13 protein-coding genes are annotated in these 17,601 nt (G+C 70.9%); 7 read left to right on the top strand and 6 right to left on the bottom strand.

Going from position 1 to position 17,601, the window contains the following annotated elements:
* Positions 1 to 8 precede the first annotated feature (8 nt).
* From AC5L36_RS42030 to AC5L36_RS42005, 6 genes are read right to left on the bottom strand one after another with little or no spacing between them, the layout of a single operon-like run.
* Positions 9 to 2,735 (bottom strand): ATP-binding cassette domain-containing protein, encoded by a 2,727-nt coding sequence (locus AC5L36_RS42030; protein WP_441224408.1) that lies wholly within the window; start codon positions 2,733 to 2,735, stop codon positions 9 to 11.
* Positions 2,732 to 3,997 (bottom strand): OmpA family protein, encoded by a 1,266-nt coding sequence (locus AC5L36_RS42025; RefSeq protein WP_441224407.1) that lies wholly within the window; start codon positions 3,995 to 3,997, stop codon positions 2,732 to 2,734. The genes AC5L36_RS42030 and AC5L36_RS42025 overlap by 4 nt, the downstream gene beginning before the upstream one ends.
* A gap of 25 nt (positions 3,998 to 4,022) precedes the next feature.
* Positions 4,023 to 5,090, bottom strand: coding sequence for a hypothetical protein (locus AC5L36_RS42020; protein ID WP_441224406.1), 1,068 nt, complete (start codon positions 5,088 to 5,090; stop codon positions 4,023 to 4,025).
* Positions 5,087 to 5,476 carry a hypothetical protein gene (locus AC5L36_RS42015; RefSeq protein ID WP_441224405.1) on the bottom strand — a complete coding sequence of 130 codons (390 nt, stop codon included), beginning with the start codon at positions 5,474 to 5,476 and terminating at the stop codon, positions 5,087 to 5,089. Before AC5L36_RS42015 ends, AC5L36_RS42020 begins: the two co-directional genes overlap by 4 nt.
* Entirely contained in the window at positions 5,473 to 6,291 is an 819-nt protein-coding gene (locus tag AC5L36_RS42010; protein ID WP_441224404.1) for a hypothetical protein, read from the bottom strand. The genes AC5L36_RS42015 and AC5L36_RS42010 overlap by 4 nt, the downstream gene beginning before the upstream one ends.
* Complete coding sequence (locus AC5L36_RS42005; protein ID WP_441224403.1) at positions 6,288 to 8,078, bottom strand: 5'-methylthioadenosine/S-adenosylhomocysteine nucleosidase family protein; 1,791 nt, start codon at positions 8,076 to 8,078, stop codon at positions 6,288 to 6,290. Before AC5L36_RS42005 ends, AC5L36_RS42010 begins: the two co-directional genes overlap by 4 nt.
* A gap of 744 nt (positions 8,079 to 8,822) precedes the next feature.
* Here AC5L36_RS42005 and AC5L36_RS42000 point away from each other — a divergent pair.
* From AC5L36_RS42000 to rny, 7 genes are all read left to right on the top strand, one after another.
* A complete protein-coding gene (locus AC5L36_RS42000; protein ID WP_441224402.1) occupies positions 8,823 to 9,965 on the top strand; it encodes an acyl-CoA dehydrogenase family protein in 1,143 nt (380 codons plus the stop codon).
* Positions 9,962 to 11,206 carry an MFS transporter gene (locus tag AC5L36_RS41995; protein WP_441224401.1) on the top strand — a complete coding sequence of 415 codons (1,245 nt, stop codon included), beginning with the start codon at positions 9,962 to 9,964 and terminating at the stop codon, positions 11,204 to 11,206. Before AC5L36_RS42000 ends, AC5L36_RS41995 begins: the two co-directional genes overlap by 4 nt.
* A 4-nt stretch (positions 11,207 to 11,210) precedes the next feature.
* Entirely contained in the window at positions 11,211 to 11,411 is a 201-nt protein-coding gene (locus AC5L36_RS41990; protein WP_441224400.1) for a DUF3046 domain-containing protein, read from the top strand.
* Positions 11,412 to 11,638: 227 nt separating this feature from the next.
* The gene (gene recA / locus AC5L36_RS41985; RefSeq protein WP_441224399.1) at positions 11,639 to 12,688 is read left to right on the top strand and encodes a recombinase RecA; all 1,050 of its coding nucleotides are present in this window, start codon (positions 11,639 to 11,641) and stop codon (positions 12,686 to 12,688) included.
* 404 nt (positions 12,689 to 13,092) lie between these two features.
* Complete coding sequence (locus AC5L36_RS41980; RefSeq protein ID WP_441224423.1) at positions 13,093 to 13,689, top strand: regulatory protein RecX; 597 nt, start codon at positions 13,093 to 13,095, stop codon at positions 13,687 to 13,689.
* Between the two features lie 905 nt (positions 13,690 to 14,594).
* The gene (locus AC5L36_RS41975) at positions 14,595 to 15,311 is read left to right on the top strand and encodes a 3-keto-5-aminohexanoate cleavage protein (protein ID WP_441224398.1); all 717 of its coding nucleotides are present in this window, start codon (positions 14,595 to 14,597) and stop codon (positions 15,309 to 15,311) included.
* 418 nt (positions 15,312 to 15,729) lie between these two features.
* On the top strand, positions 15,730 to 17,508 hold the full coding sequence (gene rny / locus AC5L36_RS41970; RefSeq protein ID WP_441224397.1) for a ribonuclease Y: 1,779 nt from the start codon (positions 15,730 to 15,732) through the stop codon (positions 17,506 to 17,508).
* The last annotated feature ends 93 nt before the right edge of the window (positions 17,509 to 17,601 follow it).

Below are 17,601 nucleotides of genomic sequence, written 5' to 3'. Positions count from 1 at the left end.
GGGTCCCCCTAGTCGGGCTTGTTGAGCTTCCGGCGGAGCCAGAACGCCGAGAGTGCGAAGAACAGGACGGTGAGACCAAGGAGCCAGCCGAGGTCGAAGACCCACTGCCCCATCTCGTGCCGCCACAGCGCGTCGCGGGGCACGGTGGGGGCGGCCGACCGCAGGTCGATGGCCGAGGCGGTGGCGGCGAGCCCCCAGCGCGTGGGTAGGAGCACCGCGATCCACCCCCCGAACGAGCCGCTGGACAGGTCCGCGGTCACGCCGTTGAGCGCGATCTGGCCGATGGCGACGAACGTGTTCCAGACGACCGCCTGCTCGACCTTGCTGGCCAGTACGGAGATCAGCATCCCGAGCGTCATGGCGGCGACCGTCACGGCGGCGAGGTTGACGAACAGGGCGGTGTCGGGATGGAGGAACAGGGACCTCTCGGGTCCCTCCCGGAAAACCAGAAACACCAACGTCATCAGGAACGCCTGGATGACGGCGATCGCGGCGAACACCAGCCATTTCGACAACAGCACGGCCATCGTGTACGTGCCGGTGCGGTGCTCGCGCTTGATGATGTGGAACTCGGCCACGATGTCCGTGTACGTCAACGCCTGGCCGGCGAGCATGCACAGCGTGATGAGCAGGCTCAGGGTGGCCGGTGCCGAGGGGCCCGGTCCGAGCCCGGAGGGTTTCGCCACCATGCTGGCGATGACCGCCCCACCCGCCGCCACCAGCAGCGGCAGCAGCGCGATGGCGAGCATGGCCATGTGCCGCCACGAAAAGCGAAGTGGGAGGTCCTTTTTCGCGCCGCGGAAGACGACGAGTGCGACCTGGCGTTGAAGCAGCACCGTGAGCTGGCGCGGAAACCGCAGCAGGCGCCGTGCCACGCCCGGGCGGCGCACGGTGGTGGATTGGCCGTTCTCCGCGGCGCGGCGCTCGACCTCCGTGCGGGCCAGCTCGACATCGTCACCCTCCAGATAAGCGTGGGCGCGTTCGCCGATCTCGGCCGGCTCCGGCTCCTCGCTGAGGGTGTTCATCAGGTCCGCATAGCTGTCCTTGCCGAGCGCGCTGAGCTGGGGTGGCCCTGAGTAGATCACCCGGCCCTCTCTCGCCAGCACGAGCAGTTGCTGCGCCCGATCGATGTGTTCGGTCGCGTGGGTGATGACGATCACCAGGCGCTCGCCCTGCTCGGCGTACGCCCGCAGCTGCTGCATGATCTCGCGGTCCATCCCGGCGTCCAGCCCGGACGTCGGTTCGTCGAGCAACAGCAGGTTGGGCTCGGCGAGCAGTTCCAGCGCGATCGAGACGCGCTTGCGCTGGCCACCGGAGAGCGTGGCGACGAGTTGTCCGCGCTGCTTGTCGATCCGGAGCTTGTCACACACCTCCTTGATCCGCCGTTCCCGGTCGGCCTTGGCGGCCTTGGGGCGGCGCAGGCGGTCCGAGTAGCGCAGCAACCTCTCGACGGTCAGGGTCCTGTGCATGTGGTCGTCCTGGGGGACGAAGCCCAGCATCGTGCGGATCTGGTCGCCGTGCGTGTCGAGATTGAGCTGGCCGAAGTAGAGGGCGCCGGTCTCGGATATCTTGAGCTCTTTCATCAGGGCGGCGAACAACGAGCTCTTGCCGGCGCCGGAGGGGCCGAGGACGGCGAGCATCGTGTTCATGCGCTGCACCAGGCTCAGGCCGTTGAGCCGGACGGTGCTGCCCGACTTCGCCGACAGGTTGTAGGCGACGAGGTGATACGGACCGATCGAAGACGTCTCCAGCGCCGTGCCGTCGTCCGAGATCTGGTAGCGCAGCCCGCCGAAGTCGAAGTGGTCGCCGGGGTTGAGCCACGCCTTGCGCACCTCTGTGCCGTCGATGTACGGCCCCCGGGTGCCGTGGTTGACCAGCACGAACGAGTCTTGCTCGCGCCGCAGCGTGAAGTGGCGGGGAATGGCGTAGTAGTAGTCGACGTAGACGACGTCCGGCGACTGCTCGGCACCGAAGACGGTCGTGTCGCCCAGCGGTATCACGCTCGGCGTCGGCGGCGTCGCCGGCAGCGCCTCCGGCTCGCCGGCCGGCTTCCCGCCATTCGTCCGCTGTGGACTCTCCGGCTGGATGCCGGCGTTGGCCCAGCCCGGGATGTGCGGATCGATTACGCCGAGCACCCCGTTGACCCAGGGCCCCTCGTCATGCGACCGCACGAGGTACCGCCGGTAGGCCGCGATCCGCCGCTGCGCGTGCTCGTGGATGCGCAGCACCCGCGCGCGGCGGACGGCGAGGTGACGGGCGGCCTCGTCCGCCGCCGCGGCGAGCGTGCTCTCCGCCTCGTTCCGCTCGCTCACGGCGGCCTGGCGCCGGCGGACGAACGGCTGGATGCGGCGCAGCCGCTCGCGCTCGCGGCGCCGCCTGACGATCGACGCCGCGTGGTCAGCCTCGGCCGACCGCCGGGCGGTGCGTTCGGCCTCGGTCAGCGGGCGGGAGGCCTCGGCCAGCTCGCTTTCCGCGGTGGCGACGGCCTCCTCGGCGCGGAGCAGCCGCGAGCGTGCGGCGGCCACCCGCCGCGCCGCGGTCACGCGGTCACGCTCCAGCTCGACACGCTCCCGCTGGAAGGCGTCCTGAGCCATCCTGATGAGGAACTCGCGGTGCGGAGTGGTGGCGGTGCGGGTCGGGCGGGCGGGCTTGTGTGGTATGCCCGCCACCCCGTCCCGCCAGCCGTGGAAGAAGTCGGCCAGGCGCGCGAACGGTCCATAGAAGACTGGCTTCATGGACGTGATTCGCAGATGGTGCGCAGCACGATGGACCGGTTGCGGGCGGCTTCGGCGGGCTTGAGCGGCCCCTTCGGACCACCGTCGGGCACGTAGTACTTCGAGTACGACCCGACGCCCTCCGTCGTCACCATGCCGGCCGAAACGCCTTGGGAGACAAGGATGTCCTTCACCACCTCGGCCCGCTCCTTGCCGAGCTCCTTTTGCGACTCGGGGCTGTTCCACCGCGCGGTGGTACCGAGGATCTCGACCCGCTTGATGCTTCGGTCGTTCCGGATCGTGTTCGCGTAGCCGCTGAGCCGCTCCCGCGCCGCCGACGGGTCGCGCAGCTCGGGCGTCCGGGGCTTGAAGCCGACGTCGCCGCCGTCGGAGAGCACGACCTCGGTGCACGGGCGCAGCGGAGGCGGGGGCTTCGGTAGCCCGATCGGTGTGACCTTGGGTACGCCGGAAAGTGCGATCTCCCGTACCGGTGGATCGGGGAGCACGTCAACGCACTCCGCGCCGCCCTCCCGCGCGATCGCCTCCCAGATCGCCACGACGTTGTCGTGCAGGTTCTGGTCGAGCTTGGCCTGCGGATCGATGGCGTCGCCGATGCCCATCAGGACGACCCGGCGCCCATCGAGATCGGGGAGCTGCTCGCGCTTGGCCAGATCGTCCACGACCTCCTGCGGATCCGCCTCCAGCATGCCTTCGGTGCGGAAGTTCAACGCCCCGGTGGTCTGAAGGCCGGAGTCGAACAGCACAACGGTGCCGCCCGCCGGTGTGTCCCGGCTGGCGAGCCACAGCGCCTCGAGGGGGTTGGCCTCCGGCTTCGCCGCGCGGATCTGACTCATGTCCGCGTTGAGCTTCGTCATGAAGGCTTCCAGCGCCTCTTCGTACGGCTCCTTCGCCTTGATCTTCGTCTCGAACCTGCTTCGCAACGCTGTCGACGGCTTACCGTCCACGCGGTAGACGACGATCTCCTTGCCGGCGCGGGCGGCGGCGGACACCTCGCTCTCCAGCTTCGGCGGCAGGAGTGGCTCGGGGCTGTTGGCCCGCGCACCGAGGGCGAACGTCATCTGCGTGGGGCTGCCCGTGCACGCGTTGACCTCGCAGGCCGGGTCGCCGGGCTCGCAGGTGCTCCGCCAGTACAGGAAGCCACCGACCGCCACCACCAGGGCGACCGCGACGGTCGCCGCGACGAAGGGCCACCGTCGCGAACGGCGCGGCTGGAAGCGTGAGCGGCCACGAGCCGCGTACCGGGAGCGGGGTGGTGTTCTCATCGGGTTTCTCCTGGGCGTGAGGGCGTCACGGACGCTCGGGGAAGTAGGCGTCGGTCAGCGCGGCGTCCTGTGCGCGCTCGGCGATCCGCGCCCGGATCCGTTGTTTCAGTTCCTCACCGGCGTGCAGGATCTCGACCTGCTCCGCCCAGCGGATGAGTTCGGAGTCACGGGCGCGCTGTTCGAGGTGTTCCACGGTGTTCTTGGCTTCCTCGTAGACCCGGGCCGCCTCGGCCGCCGAACCCACCGCGGCCTCGTACGCCTTCTTGGCCCTGGCGTAGGCGGCACGGGCGGGATTGTGGGTCAGGTAGCCGCCGATCGTGGCGGCCAGCCCGGTGCCGAGGTAGAGCGCGAGGAACATGCGAGCCGATCCGGTCCGCTCGAAGTCGGCGGCCGCCGTCGCGTCACGTTCGCCGGTGTCCGATGTGGGGGTCGGGGCCAGGGTCGGCAGCGGCGCGGGTGTGGCGGCCGGTGCCGGGATCACGCCCTCCTGCTGCTGGGTGGTGGCGTTGGTCGGGTTGTCCCAGGTCCACCGCAGGTGGAAGGCGAACACTCCGAGTAGCAACCAGACGCCGAGCGCGGTGCAGGCGAACACGATGGAGAACCGATCCCTCACCTTCCGGGTCGCCGGCCGGGCGTTCGCCGTCCGTTCGGCCCGTTCGGCCCGCTCCGCCCGCCAGACGCGCAGCTGCACACCGGCGATGTGGGACAGGAAGAGGACACACGCGGTGAAGCCGATGACGACGGCCCAGCGTACGAAGTCGCGTTCCAGCGGCATCACGAACTGGATGACCTGCGAGAACGTGCCGATGTCCGCCAGCGCGGCGAGGGCGAGTACGAAAATGTAGAACCGGTTGGCGGCCGGCCGCCCGGCGATCAGCGCCGGATCGGCGAAGCTGGCGGGATTCGCCGGTGGCGGCGGCCCGTCGTCCGGCGGCTCGCTCTCCGCACCGTTGATCGCCGGGGGCCGGGGCGGCGGTGGCGGCAGCCGCAGCGTTGGCGGCGTAGGCGCCCACGTCGGGTCGACCTGGGAAGGCCAGCCGGCGGAGATCAGCGAGGCGCTCCGGTCGTCCGCGACGGGGAAGGGCTGTGTCACGACTGCTCCTGCTGGTCGGTGGCGGGCTTGCGAACGCGTCGACGAGTGCCGGCCAGCGCTCGCTCGGCTTCCCGGTACGCGAACTCGAGGCCCGCCATGGCCCGCCGCTCGGCGGTGTAGACCGCCTCCTGATGGGCGAGCTCGGCGCGGGCTTCGTTGAGCTCGAGCTGGGCCGCGTCCCGATAGAGCACCCACTGCTTGGCCAGACGCGCCACGCGCCGGAGGGTGTGCCGGTCGACGAGCCGGTCGAGCACATGCGGCGTCGCCTCGTCGACCCCGTGCGGCAGCAGCCGTTCGACCATCTCTTCGAGCTCGCGCTGAAGCTCGGTGGTGTCGTACGGCTCGGGCTCGAACGGCCGGTCCGGGAGAGGGGCCTCTTCGGTCATCGTTGCTCCTCGCCGTCGGTGTCGTCGCGCGTCCAGTCGGGCAGGCGGGGTCCGGCGGGACGCAGGTTCTGGTTCAGCTCGGCGCCCCGCTCGTACGTTCGGATCAGATGCGTCCAGTACGTGGCGATCCGGCGCTGCGTGTGTGCGAGTTGCGCGCGAACGCGGCTGTCCGCGATCCGCCGCTCGGTAGATATCCGGTTTCTCAGATCGGCCACCTCGGCGTTACAGGCGTGCCATTCCTCGTCGAGCGCGGCGTACCGGGACTCGCTGCGCTCGCGCGTGCGGCCGTGCTGTGCCAACCGGCGCTGCCGGCTGAGGTAGGTGGGCCGGTCGAGCTCCTCCTCGGCCACGTGCCGCGTCCGCAGCGTTTCTTCCGTGGGCGGCTGTGAAGCGCCCTTCCACGCGGCCTCGGCGACCTCGAGCTTGTTCGCGGCCGTCTTTTCCCGAGCGACCGCGGCTTCGAGCTTCTTCGACAGCAGGTAGAGCCGCTCGTCCCGCTGCTGCTTCTCGTGTTCGGCCACGGAGCCGAAGCGCTTGCAGAGCGAGTCGACGTAGAAGGTGCTGATCGGCGGCGGTGCGGGCGTCTCCCGCGGGTGGGTGTTCGCCGTCTCCGCCCGGTCGTCGCTCGCATCAGGCTCGGCCTGCACCAGGCGCAGGACGGCCTTCTTGCCGTCGATCCGGCCGTTGCGCCGGTCGAGCCAGCGCTCGACGAGGCCGTACCGGATCGGTCGCGCGGGGGGCCGTACCCACGACTCGTAGGCCGCGCCGGTGACCTCCGACCGGCGGCCGGCCCCGCCGTCCAGGTAGCGCCTCATGGCGTCTGGATCCCCTGGTCGAAGGCCCCGACCGTGAGCGTGTGGAGCACGAACCCGGCGGCGTTGGCGGCGGCCAGGGCGGGCTCGTACCGTTCGTCGCGATCCATGCCCCAGTCGGAGATCGCCTTGGCGAGGATCCACGGCACCCCGGCGTCCGCGGCGGCGGCGTACAACCCGTGCCCTTCCATGTCGCCGCCGATCGCCCGGCTGTGCTCCCGACGGAGTTCCTCCCGGCGGGTGGCCGAGCTGATCAAAGCCGAGGAGGCGAGCATGGGTCCGAAGTGGACGCTCGCGACCGGCCAGTCGGTCGAGGCGGCGGAGAGCCTGGCGACGAGGGCCGTCGACGTGCTGACCCGGTCGCCCATCGGCTCGACCCGGCCCTCGAAGACGATGGCGCGGTCGAGGTCGTGCACGGTGCTCGCCACCAGCACGTCGCCCATCCGCTGCGGCTCCTTCCAGTCCTCGCGCAGGCCGTAGCAGATGCCCACCATGATCACGACGTCGGGACGCCAACGCCGGATGACCTCGGCGGTGGTGAGGATCGCGCCGCCCGGCCCGCCCGGTCCGGGGCGCGCGCACTGAGCCATGGCCACGCGGGCGTTGCGGATCGAACCGAGCTCGTAGATCACCGCGTTTTCCGCGAAGATCCGCTCCGGAACCTCGCCGGTCGCCGGCCGGAACACATCCAGGACGGCGGTGCGCTCCGTGGCGGTGACGGTCATCAGCAACACCCGGGTCTTCTGCAAGGCGCGGGACTGGATGGTCACGAGATCGACCACGCCGCGCTTGTTCGCGGCGATCGCGAGGCGCGCGGACACCCAGGCCACAGGCAGTGTCATCAGCCCGACGAGGCTCGTCAGCCATCCGATGATCCACGTCTGTGCGGTCTTCGGCACGAGGCCGGGCGCGTCCTGGAACATCAGGCGCCACGCCAACCAGCGCAATGCCGACCCCCAGTCGGCCGGCCGGCCCGCGCAGTCGGCCGCGCAGGCCTGCGCCTCCCACGTGGCCACGAGGTACGCGCAGATCGGCACGACGACGAGGACCCCGGCCAGGTAGGTGAAGAAGAACCCGCCGCCAGCCTGCACGGGCTCCCGGTATCCCTCGACCGGCCCGGTCGGCATGCGGAAGGCCACCCGGGCACCCGGCCCGTACGGAAGCGTCAGCGCCGCCTCGAGCGTCCTCCGCATGCCCGTGGTGGTGACACCGTGGTTGAGGCAGATCAGGACCTCCCGTACCCGGACACCCTCCGGCTCGGCGCCCTGCGCCGCGAGCAGCTGTGTCGCGTGCGCCCGGATCAGCCGCTCCATCTGGTGCGTCACGAGGTCGAGCAGCACTCGACCGGGCTGGTCGGTCTCGTGATGGCACAGCGGCATCGACCAGTTCCAGCCGGGCAGCGACTCCTCGGCGACCCGGTCCGCGGCGACGCCCTCGTGCCCGAACACCCTGCGCACCCAGGCCACCTGGGTCGCGACCTGGGCCAGCATGAAGGCCGTGACATAGGCCATGGCCGCCACCGCGAGCCAGACGATCGCGAGCGGTGGCGTGGCGCCGGCCGCCGTCGCACCGAGCGCGACCGCCGCCGTGACAGCCAGCAGGAGCGCCGGCGGCACGGCGAAAATCAGTAGATCCCAGCGCCGATCCAGGACGCGGAGGAAGCGGATCACCAGCCCGCCGTCCCGGCGGACCGGCGACACGTACCGCGGTGCCTCCAGGACGGCGAAGCTGCGCTCGCTCTGCCAGACCAGCCGTGCTTCTACCGCCGACAGGTAGAGGAGAATGGCCAACGGCGCGCGCGTACGGACGATCCCGAGAACACTTCGAGGCCGGATCGTGTTGATGGCCTGGCGGCTGTGCTCGGCCTGCCGTACTGCGCTCGCGGCGGCGCGGCATTGCGTGAAGGTGACGGATGCCATTGCCTCACCGATCGGTGGTGTTGGGAGTGGATGCCAGGTTTCTACGGCCGTACTGGCGCGCAATTGAGGGAATGCGCATGCTGTGCCCGTGCCTTGAGAGCACGATGATCCGTTCCTCCAGGATGTCGGCTCGGGCGCCTTCGCTGCCATCCCGCGTTTGCGTTATTCGGTTCCCGTGACGAGGTCGAGCGGGGCGTTCCATCCGTCGCTGTGGTGCCGGCGTTCCAGACTTGACGGCAGGCGCAAATTGTTTACGGCGGTTGTGATCAACGTGAACAACCTTTCGGATGACGTCACCGCCATCGTCTGTCGCCCGGTGAAATGACGGACCGGCACGCCTCGTATCGGTCGGATGAATACAAAGGCGGCTCAGGGGTCGACATGCACTGATAGTTCTCGATGTTTTGATTCCGTGAGTCGATGGGCAACTGTCGCAAGACCGTCAATAGCTGCCCGGTAAGGGCCCGACTCAAGGTGGAACGGCATTCGGCCGCATTCGCGGCTCGGTAAGACGAGAACGTGTGCGAATGGTACGGACGGCGGCACTGGTTGACCGTTCGAATGTCTCGTCGCGGACTTGCGGACGGTCGCGGGGGTGCTGCGAGACTGGCGGGCATGGAGCAGCACCTGTACGAGCCGGTCCACGACGAGTTTCGCGCGCTCTGCCGGGAGTTCCTGGCCCGCGAGGCGGTGCCCTACCACGACGAGTGGGAGCGGGAGGGCATCGTCGACCGCGAGGTGTGGCGCAAGGCCGGTGCGGCAGGTCTGCTCGGCATGGACGTCGACGAGGAGTACGGCGGGGGAGGGCAGCGCGACTTCCGCTTCAACGCGGTGCTCGTCGAGGAGGTGGTGGCGTCGGGCTGCGCCGGCCTCGGCTTCGGGCTGCACAACGACATCGTCGCGCCGTACCTCACCGACCTCACCACCGAAGACCAGCGCAAGCGGTGGCTGCCCGGCTTCTGCTCCGGCGACCTCGTCACCGCGATCGCGATGAGCGAGCCGGGCGCCGGCTCCGACCTTGCCGGGGTGCGCACGTCCGCGCGGCGCGACGGCGACTCGTATGTCCTCAATGGACAGAAGACCTTCATCACGAACGGCGACATGGCCGACCTCGTGGTGGTCGTCGCGAAGACCGCGCCGGACCAGGGCGCGCACGGGGTGAGCCTGATCGCGGTGGAGCGCGGGACGCCCGGCTTCTCGCGGGGCCGCCGCCTGGAGAAGGTGGGCATGAAGGCCAACGACACGGCCGAGCTCTTCTTCGACGACTGCCGCGTGCCCGCCGAAAACCTCATCGGCACGGAGAACCACGGCTTCTACCACCTCATGGCCAACCTGCCCCGCGAGCGGCTGGGCATCGCGGTCGCCGCCGTCGCCGCCTGCGAAAAGCTGCTGGCCATCACGCTGGAGTACGCGCGCGGTCGCGAGGCGTTCGGCCGGCCGATCGGAAAGTTCCAGCACAACCGCTTCCTGCTCGCCGAGCTCGACACCGAGGTGACGATCGCGCGGACGTTTCTCAACCACTGCGTCCGCGAGTTCAACGCGGGGCGGCTCACCGTGGTCGACGCGGCCAAGGCGAAGTGGTGGACCACCGAGCTGCAAAACCGGGTGGCCGACCGGTGCGTCCAGCTGCACGGCGGATACGGCTACATGCTGGAGTACCCGGTCGCCAAGGCGTGGCTCAACAGCCGCGTGCAGACGATCTACGGCGGCACGACGGAGATCATGAAGGAGATCATCGGGCGTAGCCTGGGGCTGTGACGGTTCTCGATGTAACGAGCGTCCAGCGGCGGACGCTGCGGCTCCTCTTCGTCACCCAGGTCGTGGGCGGCATGGGCGTCTCGATCGGGCTTTCCGTGGGCGCGCTGCTCGCCGCCCGGCTCGGCGGCGCCGGCATCTCCGGCCTCGTGATGAGCGCCGGCGTGGTGGGCACCGCGCTGCTCGCCGTGCCGATCACCCGGCTCACCAACGCGCGCGGACGGCGGTGGGGCCTCACCGCGGGGTACGTCATCGGCGGGCTCGGCGGCGTGGTCGTGGTGGTGGCCGCGACACTCGACGCCACACCGCTGCTCTTCCTCGGCATGATGCTCTTCGGCGGCGGAAACACGGCCAACCTCCAGGCCCGGTACGCCGCCGTCGACCTCGCCGAGCCGGCGCGCCGGGGGCGCCACCTGTCGCTGATCGTGTGGGGCACGACCATCGGCGCGGTCGCCGCGCCCAACCTCGCCCCGCTCGCCGACCGCGCGGTTCGCTTCACGGGGGTACCGGTGCTGAGCGGCCCGTTCCTGTTCAGCGGTTTGGCGTTCGCGTGCGCAGCGGTGGTACTCGCGCTGCTTTTGCGGCCGGACCCGCTGCTCACCGCGCGGCGCGCCGCGGCGGTGGAGCCGGCACCGCACCGCGCGGGTTTCCGGCCCGCGCTGCGCGCGGTCGCGGAAAGACCGGCGGCCCGGCTGGGGATCGCCGCGGTCGCCGTCGGCCACCTCGTCATGGTCGCGGTGATGGTGATGACGCCGGTACGCCTCGGCGAGTCGCATTCGGACGCGGACGTGCTCCGGGTAGTGGGCATCGTGCTGAGCCTGCACATCGCCGGGATGACGGCGCTCGCCCCGCTCGTCGGCTGGCTCACCGACCGGGTGGGGCGGCGCGCGGTGGTGCTCGGCGGGATCGGGCTGCTCGTGGTCGCGTGCGCGACGGCCGGCACGGCGGGGCACGACACGCCGTGGCTGGCGGTGGGGCTGACGCTGCTGGGGCTCGGCTGGTCGTGCACGATGGTGGCCGGTTCGACGCTGCTCTCCGAGTCGGTGCCGGTCGAGGTGCGCCCGTCCGCGCAAGGGCTGTCCGACCTGGTCATGGGCCTGGCGGGGGCGTCCGCGGGCGCGGTGAGCGGGTTCGTGGTGGAGGCGAGCGGGTACGCCACGCTGACCGTGCTGGCCGCCATCGCGACCGTGCCACTGGTCGCGCTAGCGTTGCGGCCGGTGCCAGCGTTTCCAAGGGGGGTTTGACGGGGTGCGGCTCACGGATTTCTGGGCGCGGCTGGAGGAGGCTTTCGGGCCGGTTTACGCGGCCAGCCTCGCCGCCGACCAGGTGCTGCCGCAGCTCGACGGCCGGACCATCCGGGAGGCGCTCGACGGCGGCACTCCGGCGGTGGTGGTGTGGCGTGCGGTGGTGGCCGCGTACCCCGATCGGGTGCCTTCTCGACTCCGCTGAGTGCCGTCCTGACTTCGTTCGGTCATCTTCGGGTTAACGGACTCTTTGTGTGGCGTGTCGGCACTTGCGTCGTACAGGTGTTCGGCTATTGTCCACACCTGGGTGCTTGTCCACAGGTTGCGGCTCGTCGGCTGTTTTCTGTCAGACCCAGCGCCTAGCGTGTCCGCGTGACGAGAAGCTCTTCGGCGAAGACGCCCGCGAAGGCGGCGAATGTAGGGGTGGCGGCAATGGGGGCAGCAGCACCAGATCGGGAGAAGGCACTAGACCTCGCTCTCGCGCAGATCGACAAGCAGTTCGGCAAGGGCTCGGTCATGCGGCTGGGCGAGCGGCCGGTCATCCAGACCGCGATCATCCCGACCGGCTCGATCGCGCTCGACGTGGCCCTCGGCGTGGGCGGCCTGCCCCGCGGCCGCGTGGTGGAGATCTACGGCCCGGAGTCGTCCGGTAAGACCACGGTCGCGCTGCACGCGGTGGCCAACGCCCAGCGGGCCGGCGGCATCGCCGCGTTCATCGACGCCGAGCACGCGCTCGACCCGGAGTACGCGAAGGCGCTCGGCGTCGACACCGACCAGCTGCTCGTCTCCCAGCCCGACACGGGCGAGCAGGCGCTGGAGATCGCCGACATGCTGGTCCGCTCCGGCGCGCTCGACATCATCGTCATCGACTCGGTGGCCGCGCTCGTGCCACGCGCCGAGATCGAGGGCGAGATGGGCGACAGCCACGTGGGTCTCCAGGCCCGCCTGATGAGCCAGGCACTGCGAAAGATCACCGGCATTCTCAACAACTCCGGCACGACCGCCATCTTCATCAACCAGCTTCGCGAAAAGATCGGCGTCATGTTCGGCTCGCCGGAGACCACGACGGGTGGCCGCGCGCTCAAGTTCTACGCCTCGGTCCGCCTCGACGTGCGCCGCATCGAGAGCCTCAAGGACGGCACCGACGTGGTGGGTAACCGCACCCGCGTCAAGGTCGTGAAAAACAAGGTGGCCGCGCCGTTCAAGCAGGCCGAGTTCGACATCATGTATGGCAAGGGCATCTCCCGCGAGGGCTCGCTCATCGACGTCGGCGTCGAGCAGAGCATCATCCGCAAGTCCGGCGCGTGGTATACGTACGACGGCGATCAGCTCGGCCAGGGCAAGGAAAAGGCCCGCGAGTTCCTGAAGGAAAACCCGGACGTCGCCGCCGAGATCGAAAAGAAGATCCTCGAAAAGCTCGGCGTCGGGCAGGGCGCTCCCGACGAGGCCGGCGGGGTCGAGCTGCCCCCGGTCGACTTCTGACCCGGCCCGCCATGCCCGGACGACGGCGTGGCGCACGCTCGGGGCGGGGCTGGGATGCCGCGCCGCCCCGAGCCCGTTCTTCTCGCGGTTCCTCAGCGACGCCCGCCAGCCGCCGCCCGCTGCCCGCACCCGGCCCAGACGAGGGCGAGTTCGAGTGGCCGGAGGGCGCGGTGCCCGCTCCCGCCTCGAGGCCGGCCCCCGAGGCGGACCCGCACGACGAGCCCCCACGTGGGCGCGGCCGCCGGGCCGGCGGCCGCCCCGCGCCGGACGGCGAGCTTGCGGGCGGGCGCTGGGGTGATGCGCGCCTCGCGGCGGACGGCGAGTCGCGTGGCGAGCTTTCGGGTGGGCGTGGGCGTTGGGGTGGTGGTCGCCCTGCCGTGGACGGCGAGTCGCGTGACGAGCTTTTGGGCGGGCGTGGGCGTTGGGGTGGTCGTCGCCCCGCCGCAGACGGCGAGCCGCCGCGCGACGAGGCCGAGCGGGCCCGCGAGATCTGCCTCGCTCAGCTCGCCGTCCGCCCGCGCACGCGCGCCGAGCTGGCCACCGCGCTCGCCCGGCGGGGCATCTCGCCCGAGGTGGCGGTGCAGGTCCTCGAGCGCTACGACGAGGTCGGCATGATCGACGACGCGGCGTTCGCCCGCGCGTGGGTCTCCAGCCGCCACCACGGCCGCGGGCTGGCCCGCCGCGCCCTCGCCAACGAGCTGCGCCGCAAGGGCGTCGACGCCGAGACGGCCGGCGCCGCCCTCGACGACCTCGACCCCGACACCGAGGAGGCCACCGCGCGGGCGCTCGTCGACCGCAAGCTGCGTGTGGCCCGGGGCGAGCCCGAGGCCATCTTCCGCCGGCTGGTGGGCATGCTCGCCCGCAAGGGCTACGGCCCGGGCCTGGCCATCCGCGTGGTCAAGGACGCGATGGCGGCGCAGAGCGCGGAGGCCGCCGAGTTCGCCGACGCCGTCGACGCGGACGCACTGGCCGACATGGAGGGTGGCGACCGCACCGACTGACCCGCGGGCGGACCAGCAGGCGGCCTCGACCGCGATTTGGGCTACCGCGATGTGCGTCGTGGTCTATGCCGTCGCGCGGGACCCCGGGGAAAATGTGGAGCGCGGCGGAGCGTTTTTGGGGTGGCATTTCCCGCGGCCTCACCCGTCCGCCGTTGGGCGCGGCAGTCTCGCCGAGCGGGTGCGGTTTGTGAACCACGGACGGTGTGGCCGAGGGAGCAACGGCATGGACCACAACGCAGACAGACCGCGATCCGCTGCCGTCCTGCCCACGCACTCGGCCAAGATCCAAGTCGCACGGAGGTAACGCGACGTCACTGGCCCGAGTCGGGGACTTTGAGATCTAGGAAACCTAGGGTCGAAATGTCGCCCTAACTCTCCAAGATCTCGACCCGGGGGCCGCTAACCCTGTCGCGACGGTTACTCGGCGCAACGAAAGCTCGAGCCAACGACGCTAGCAAGCGACAGGATGGGCAAACCCCAATCGCCCCCCGGCACGTCGCCCAAGAGCGCGGCGCCAGACGGTCGTAACAGTCAGGCCCAACGATGGCGCCTCGGGCGTTGGCATGCTCGGCTCTTGACGGGGTCGATGGCCGTCGGGATGGCGCCTTCACGATCCTGATGGTCCGGAGGCTTAAAGGGCTGACCGCGACCAACGGCGAATGGGTGAGGCCGCGGGAGCAACGGCATAGACCACGACGGACTTCGCGGTAGCTCAAATCTCCACAGTGGAGCCGCGCGGACGGGGCTGCCGATCGTGCCGCGAGCCGTCAGGGTCCCCGGGCGTGGATGATCGCAATCTCGACGGCCTGTGGACGGCCGGTTGCCCGCCGACGAGGCCGCGAGGTGGCTGAGCCTGGTAAAGCCCTCCGAGCGCGGCTGAGCCCGCGCGGTCGCAGAATGGGGGAATGCTCAAGGCCTGCCTGAACGGCGGCGTACTCCGGCACGAGCACCCCGCGGTGCCGATCACGCCCGCCGAGGTGGCGGCCGACGCGGTGCGGTGCGAGACCGCGGGCGCGGCCGCCGTACACGTCCACCCGCGCGACGAGGAGGGGCGGGAGACGCTCGCCGCGGAGGCGGTGGACGCGACCGTGGCGGCGTTGCGGCGGGCCTGCCCGGAGCTGCCCGTCGGGGTGAGCACCGGCGCGTGGATGGCGCCCGATCCGGGGGAGCGGGTCGCCGCGATCGAGTCGTGGCGGGTGCTGCCGGACTTCGCCTCGGTCAACGCGCACGAGGAGGGTGCCGAGCGGGTCGCGGCGGCTCTGCACGCGCGGGGGATCGGCGTGGAGGCGGGGCTGTGGACGCCGGCGGCCGTGGCGGCCTACCAGGCGTGGCGCGTGCCCTGCCTGCGGCTGCTGCTGGAGTGCATGGAGCCGGAGGAGGAGCGGGCCCTGGCCAACGCACACGCGATGCTGGACGCGCTGGGAAGCGACCCTCCCGTGCTCCTCCACGCGGAGGGGCCGGCGGTCTGGGCGGTCCTGCGCGAGGCGATGCGGCTCGGCCTGCACGCGCGTGTGGGGCTGGAGGACACCCGGACGATGCCGGATGGCACGATGGCACCCGACAATCGCGCTCTGGTGGAAGCCGCGTTGACCTTTGGGAGGACCCCGGGGTCGGCCGAATGATCGCGCAGGTTGGCCGAAAAATGTGCGGCGTTCGTGACTCGTCCCGGAATGCCCGTACCGGCCATGACCTGCGTGTGAGCGTTCGAATGCCGAACGTCCCGGCTTCGGCCGGATCATGGGTCCTTGACCGAACCGCCACTCGCGACCTAGCCTCGCGTTACAGACGAGAAAGCCCGACCATCGCAGGCTAATCGCACAACATAGATCGCGTAACAGTACGGCATCACTTTAGATCCGTCGTCGACCGGGCCGCGTCGGCGACGGCGTGACATATCAGGCCAGTGGCGGTGCCCCAGGTGGGCGCCGCTGGCGGTCGTACCTGCGGCCCGCTGCCTCGGTCGGGCGACACAGCCGTAAGGCGCGTCAGTGGGCGGGCACAACCCGCCCCCCGGCGCCCGAGGCGGCGAAGGGAGGCGGCATGGGCGGGATGACCGTAGTACTGCTGATCGCGGTGCTGGCGCTGGCCGTACTCGTGCTTGTGGCGATCGCTCTCGGCGCGCGGGCGCTGCGTGGCCTGACGGTGCCCCAGCCCGCGGTGGAGCGGGCCGAAGATCCGGCGTTCGTGGCCGAGCGAGACCGCCAGGAGGAGTCCCTGGCCGCGCTGCGCAGCGCGGCCGGCGAGGCGACGTCCGCGGCGGAGCAGGCCAAGAACGCCGCCACCGCGGCCCGTACGGACGCGGCGGAGGCCAAGGCCGAGGCCCGCGCGGCGCGTGCGGAGGCGCGCCGGGTGCTCGACGCGGCCCGGGCCGAGGCCGACACCATCCTCGAACGGGCACACCGGCAGGCCGAGGCGGACGCGGAGCAGGCGCGGGCGGCGGCGCGGCGCAGCGGTGAGCGCGAGATCGCCATGCTCAGCACGACCGTCAAGGAGCAGGCCGCGGATCTGGAGCGGCGCACCGCGCGGATCGACGAGCGGGAGCGGCAGCACACCGAGGAGCTGGACCGGATCGCCGAGCGCGACCGGCGGATCGCGGCGGCCGAGGCCGAGCTGGCCGAGCGCGAGGCGGCCCTGGCCGAACGCGAGGCGACGCTCGTCGAGGCGGAGGAGCTGCGCCGGCGCGAGCTGGAGCGGGTCGCCGGGCTCACCGTCGACGCGGCCAAGGCCGAGCTCGTCGAAGCGATCGAGGGGCAGGCCAAGCGGGAGGCGGCGCTGCTCGTCCGCGACATCGAAAACGACGCGCGCAGCACCGCCGAGCAGCGTGCCCGCCACATCGTGGTCGACGCGATCCAGCGGGTGGCGAGCGAGCAGACCGCGGAGAGCGTGGTCAGCGTGCTCCACCTGCCCGGCGACGAGATGAAGGGGCGCATCATCGGCCGCGAGGGCCGCAACATCCGCGCCTTCGAGTCGGTGACCGGCGTCAACCTGATCATCGACGACACGCCCGAAGCGGTCCTGCTCTCCTGCTTCGACCCGGTGCGGCGCGAGATTGGCCGCCTCACCCTGGAAAAGCTGGTACTCGACGGGCGGATCCACCCGCACCGCATCGAGGAGGTCTTCGAGACCGCCAAGCACGAGGTGGAGCGGCTGTGCGAGCGCGCCGCGGAGGACGCGCTCGTCGAGGTGGGCATCACCGACCTGCACCCGGAGCTGATGACGCTGCTGGGCCGGCTGCGCTACCGCACCTCCTACGGGCAGAACGTGCTCAAGCACCTCGTCGAGACCGCGCACATCGCCGGCATCATGGCCGCCGAGCTCCGGCTCGACGCGCAGATGATCAAACGGTGCGCGTTCCTGCACGACATCGGCAAGGCACTCACCCACGAGGTGGAGGGGAGCCACGCGCTGATCGGCGCCGACCTCGCCCGCAAGTACGGCGAGCCGGAAGAGGTCGTCCACGCGATCGAGGCGCACCACAACGAGGTGCCGCCGCAGACCATCGAGGCGGTTCTGACCCAGGCCTCGGACGCCTGCTCCGGCGGCCGGCCGGGGGCGCGGCGGGAGAGCCTCGAGGCGTACGTCAAGCGGCTGGAGCGGATCGAGGAGATCGCCGCCGGCAAGACCGGCGTGGAGAAGGTCTTCGCGATGCAGGCCGGCCGCGAGATCCGGGTGATGGTCAAGCCCGACGACGTCGACGACATCGGCGCCGCCGTGCTGGCCCGCGACGTGGCGAAGCAGATCGAGGAGGAGCTCACCTACCCCGGGCAGATCCGCGTGACGGTGGTCCGCGAGTCCCGGGTCACGGAGATCGCTCGCTGACCTCGGTGATTACGCAAACGTCGCGCGAGCGCCATCGCCCGCCGACGTGCTGCCGGCTTCTCGGCCTCGGACGCCGGGCGTCGCGGGTTCGTC

It is taken from the genome of Phytohabitans sp. LZ39, from assembly GCF_059359075.1.
This window is presented reverse-complemented; position numbering and strand designations above follow the sequence as displayed.

What these genes read in the sequence shown, in the direction of transcription:
- AC5L36_RS41975 (WP_441224398.1), top strand. Translation starts at nt 14,595, where the DNA reads ATGCTCAAGGCCTGCCTGAACGGCGGCGTACTCCGGCACGAGCACCCC.
- AC5L36_RS42000 (WP_441224402.1), top strand. Translation starts at nt 8,823, where the DNA reads ATGGAGCAGCACCTGTACGAGCCGGTCCACGACGAGTTTCGCGCGCTC.
- AC5L36_RS42030 (WP_441224408.1), bottom strand. Translation starts at nt 2,735, where the DNA reads ATGAAGCCAGTCTTCTATGGACCGTTCGCGCGCCTGGCCGACTTCTTC.
- AC5L36_RS42025 (WP_441224407.1), bottom strand. Translation starts at nt 3,997, where the DNA reads ATGAGAACACCACCCCGCTCCCGGTACGCGGCTCGTGGCCGCTCACGC.
- AC5L36_RS42015 (WP_441224405.1), bottom strand. Translation starts at nt 5,476, where the DNA reads ATGACCGAAGAGGCCCCTCTCCCGGACCGGCCGTTCGAGCCCGAGCCG.
- rny (WP_441224397.1), top strand. Translation starts at nt 15,730, where the DNA reads ATGGGCGGGATGACCGTAGTACTGCTGATCGCGGTGCTGGCGCTGGCC.
- recA (WP_441224399.1), top strand. Translation starts at nt 11,639, where the DNA reads ATGGGGGCAGCAGCACCAGATCGGGAGAAGGCACTAGACCTCGCTCTC.
- AC5L36_RS42010 (WP_441224404.1), bottom strand. Translation starts at nt 6,291, where the DNA reads ATGAGGCGCTACCTGGACGGCGGGGCCGGCCGCCGGTCGGAGGTCACC.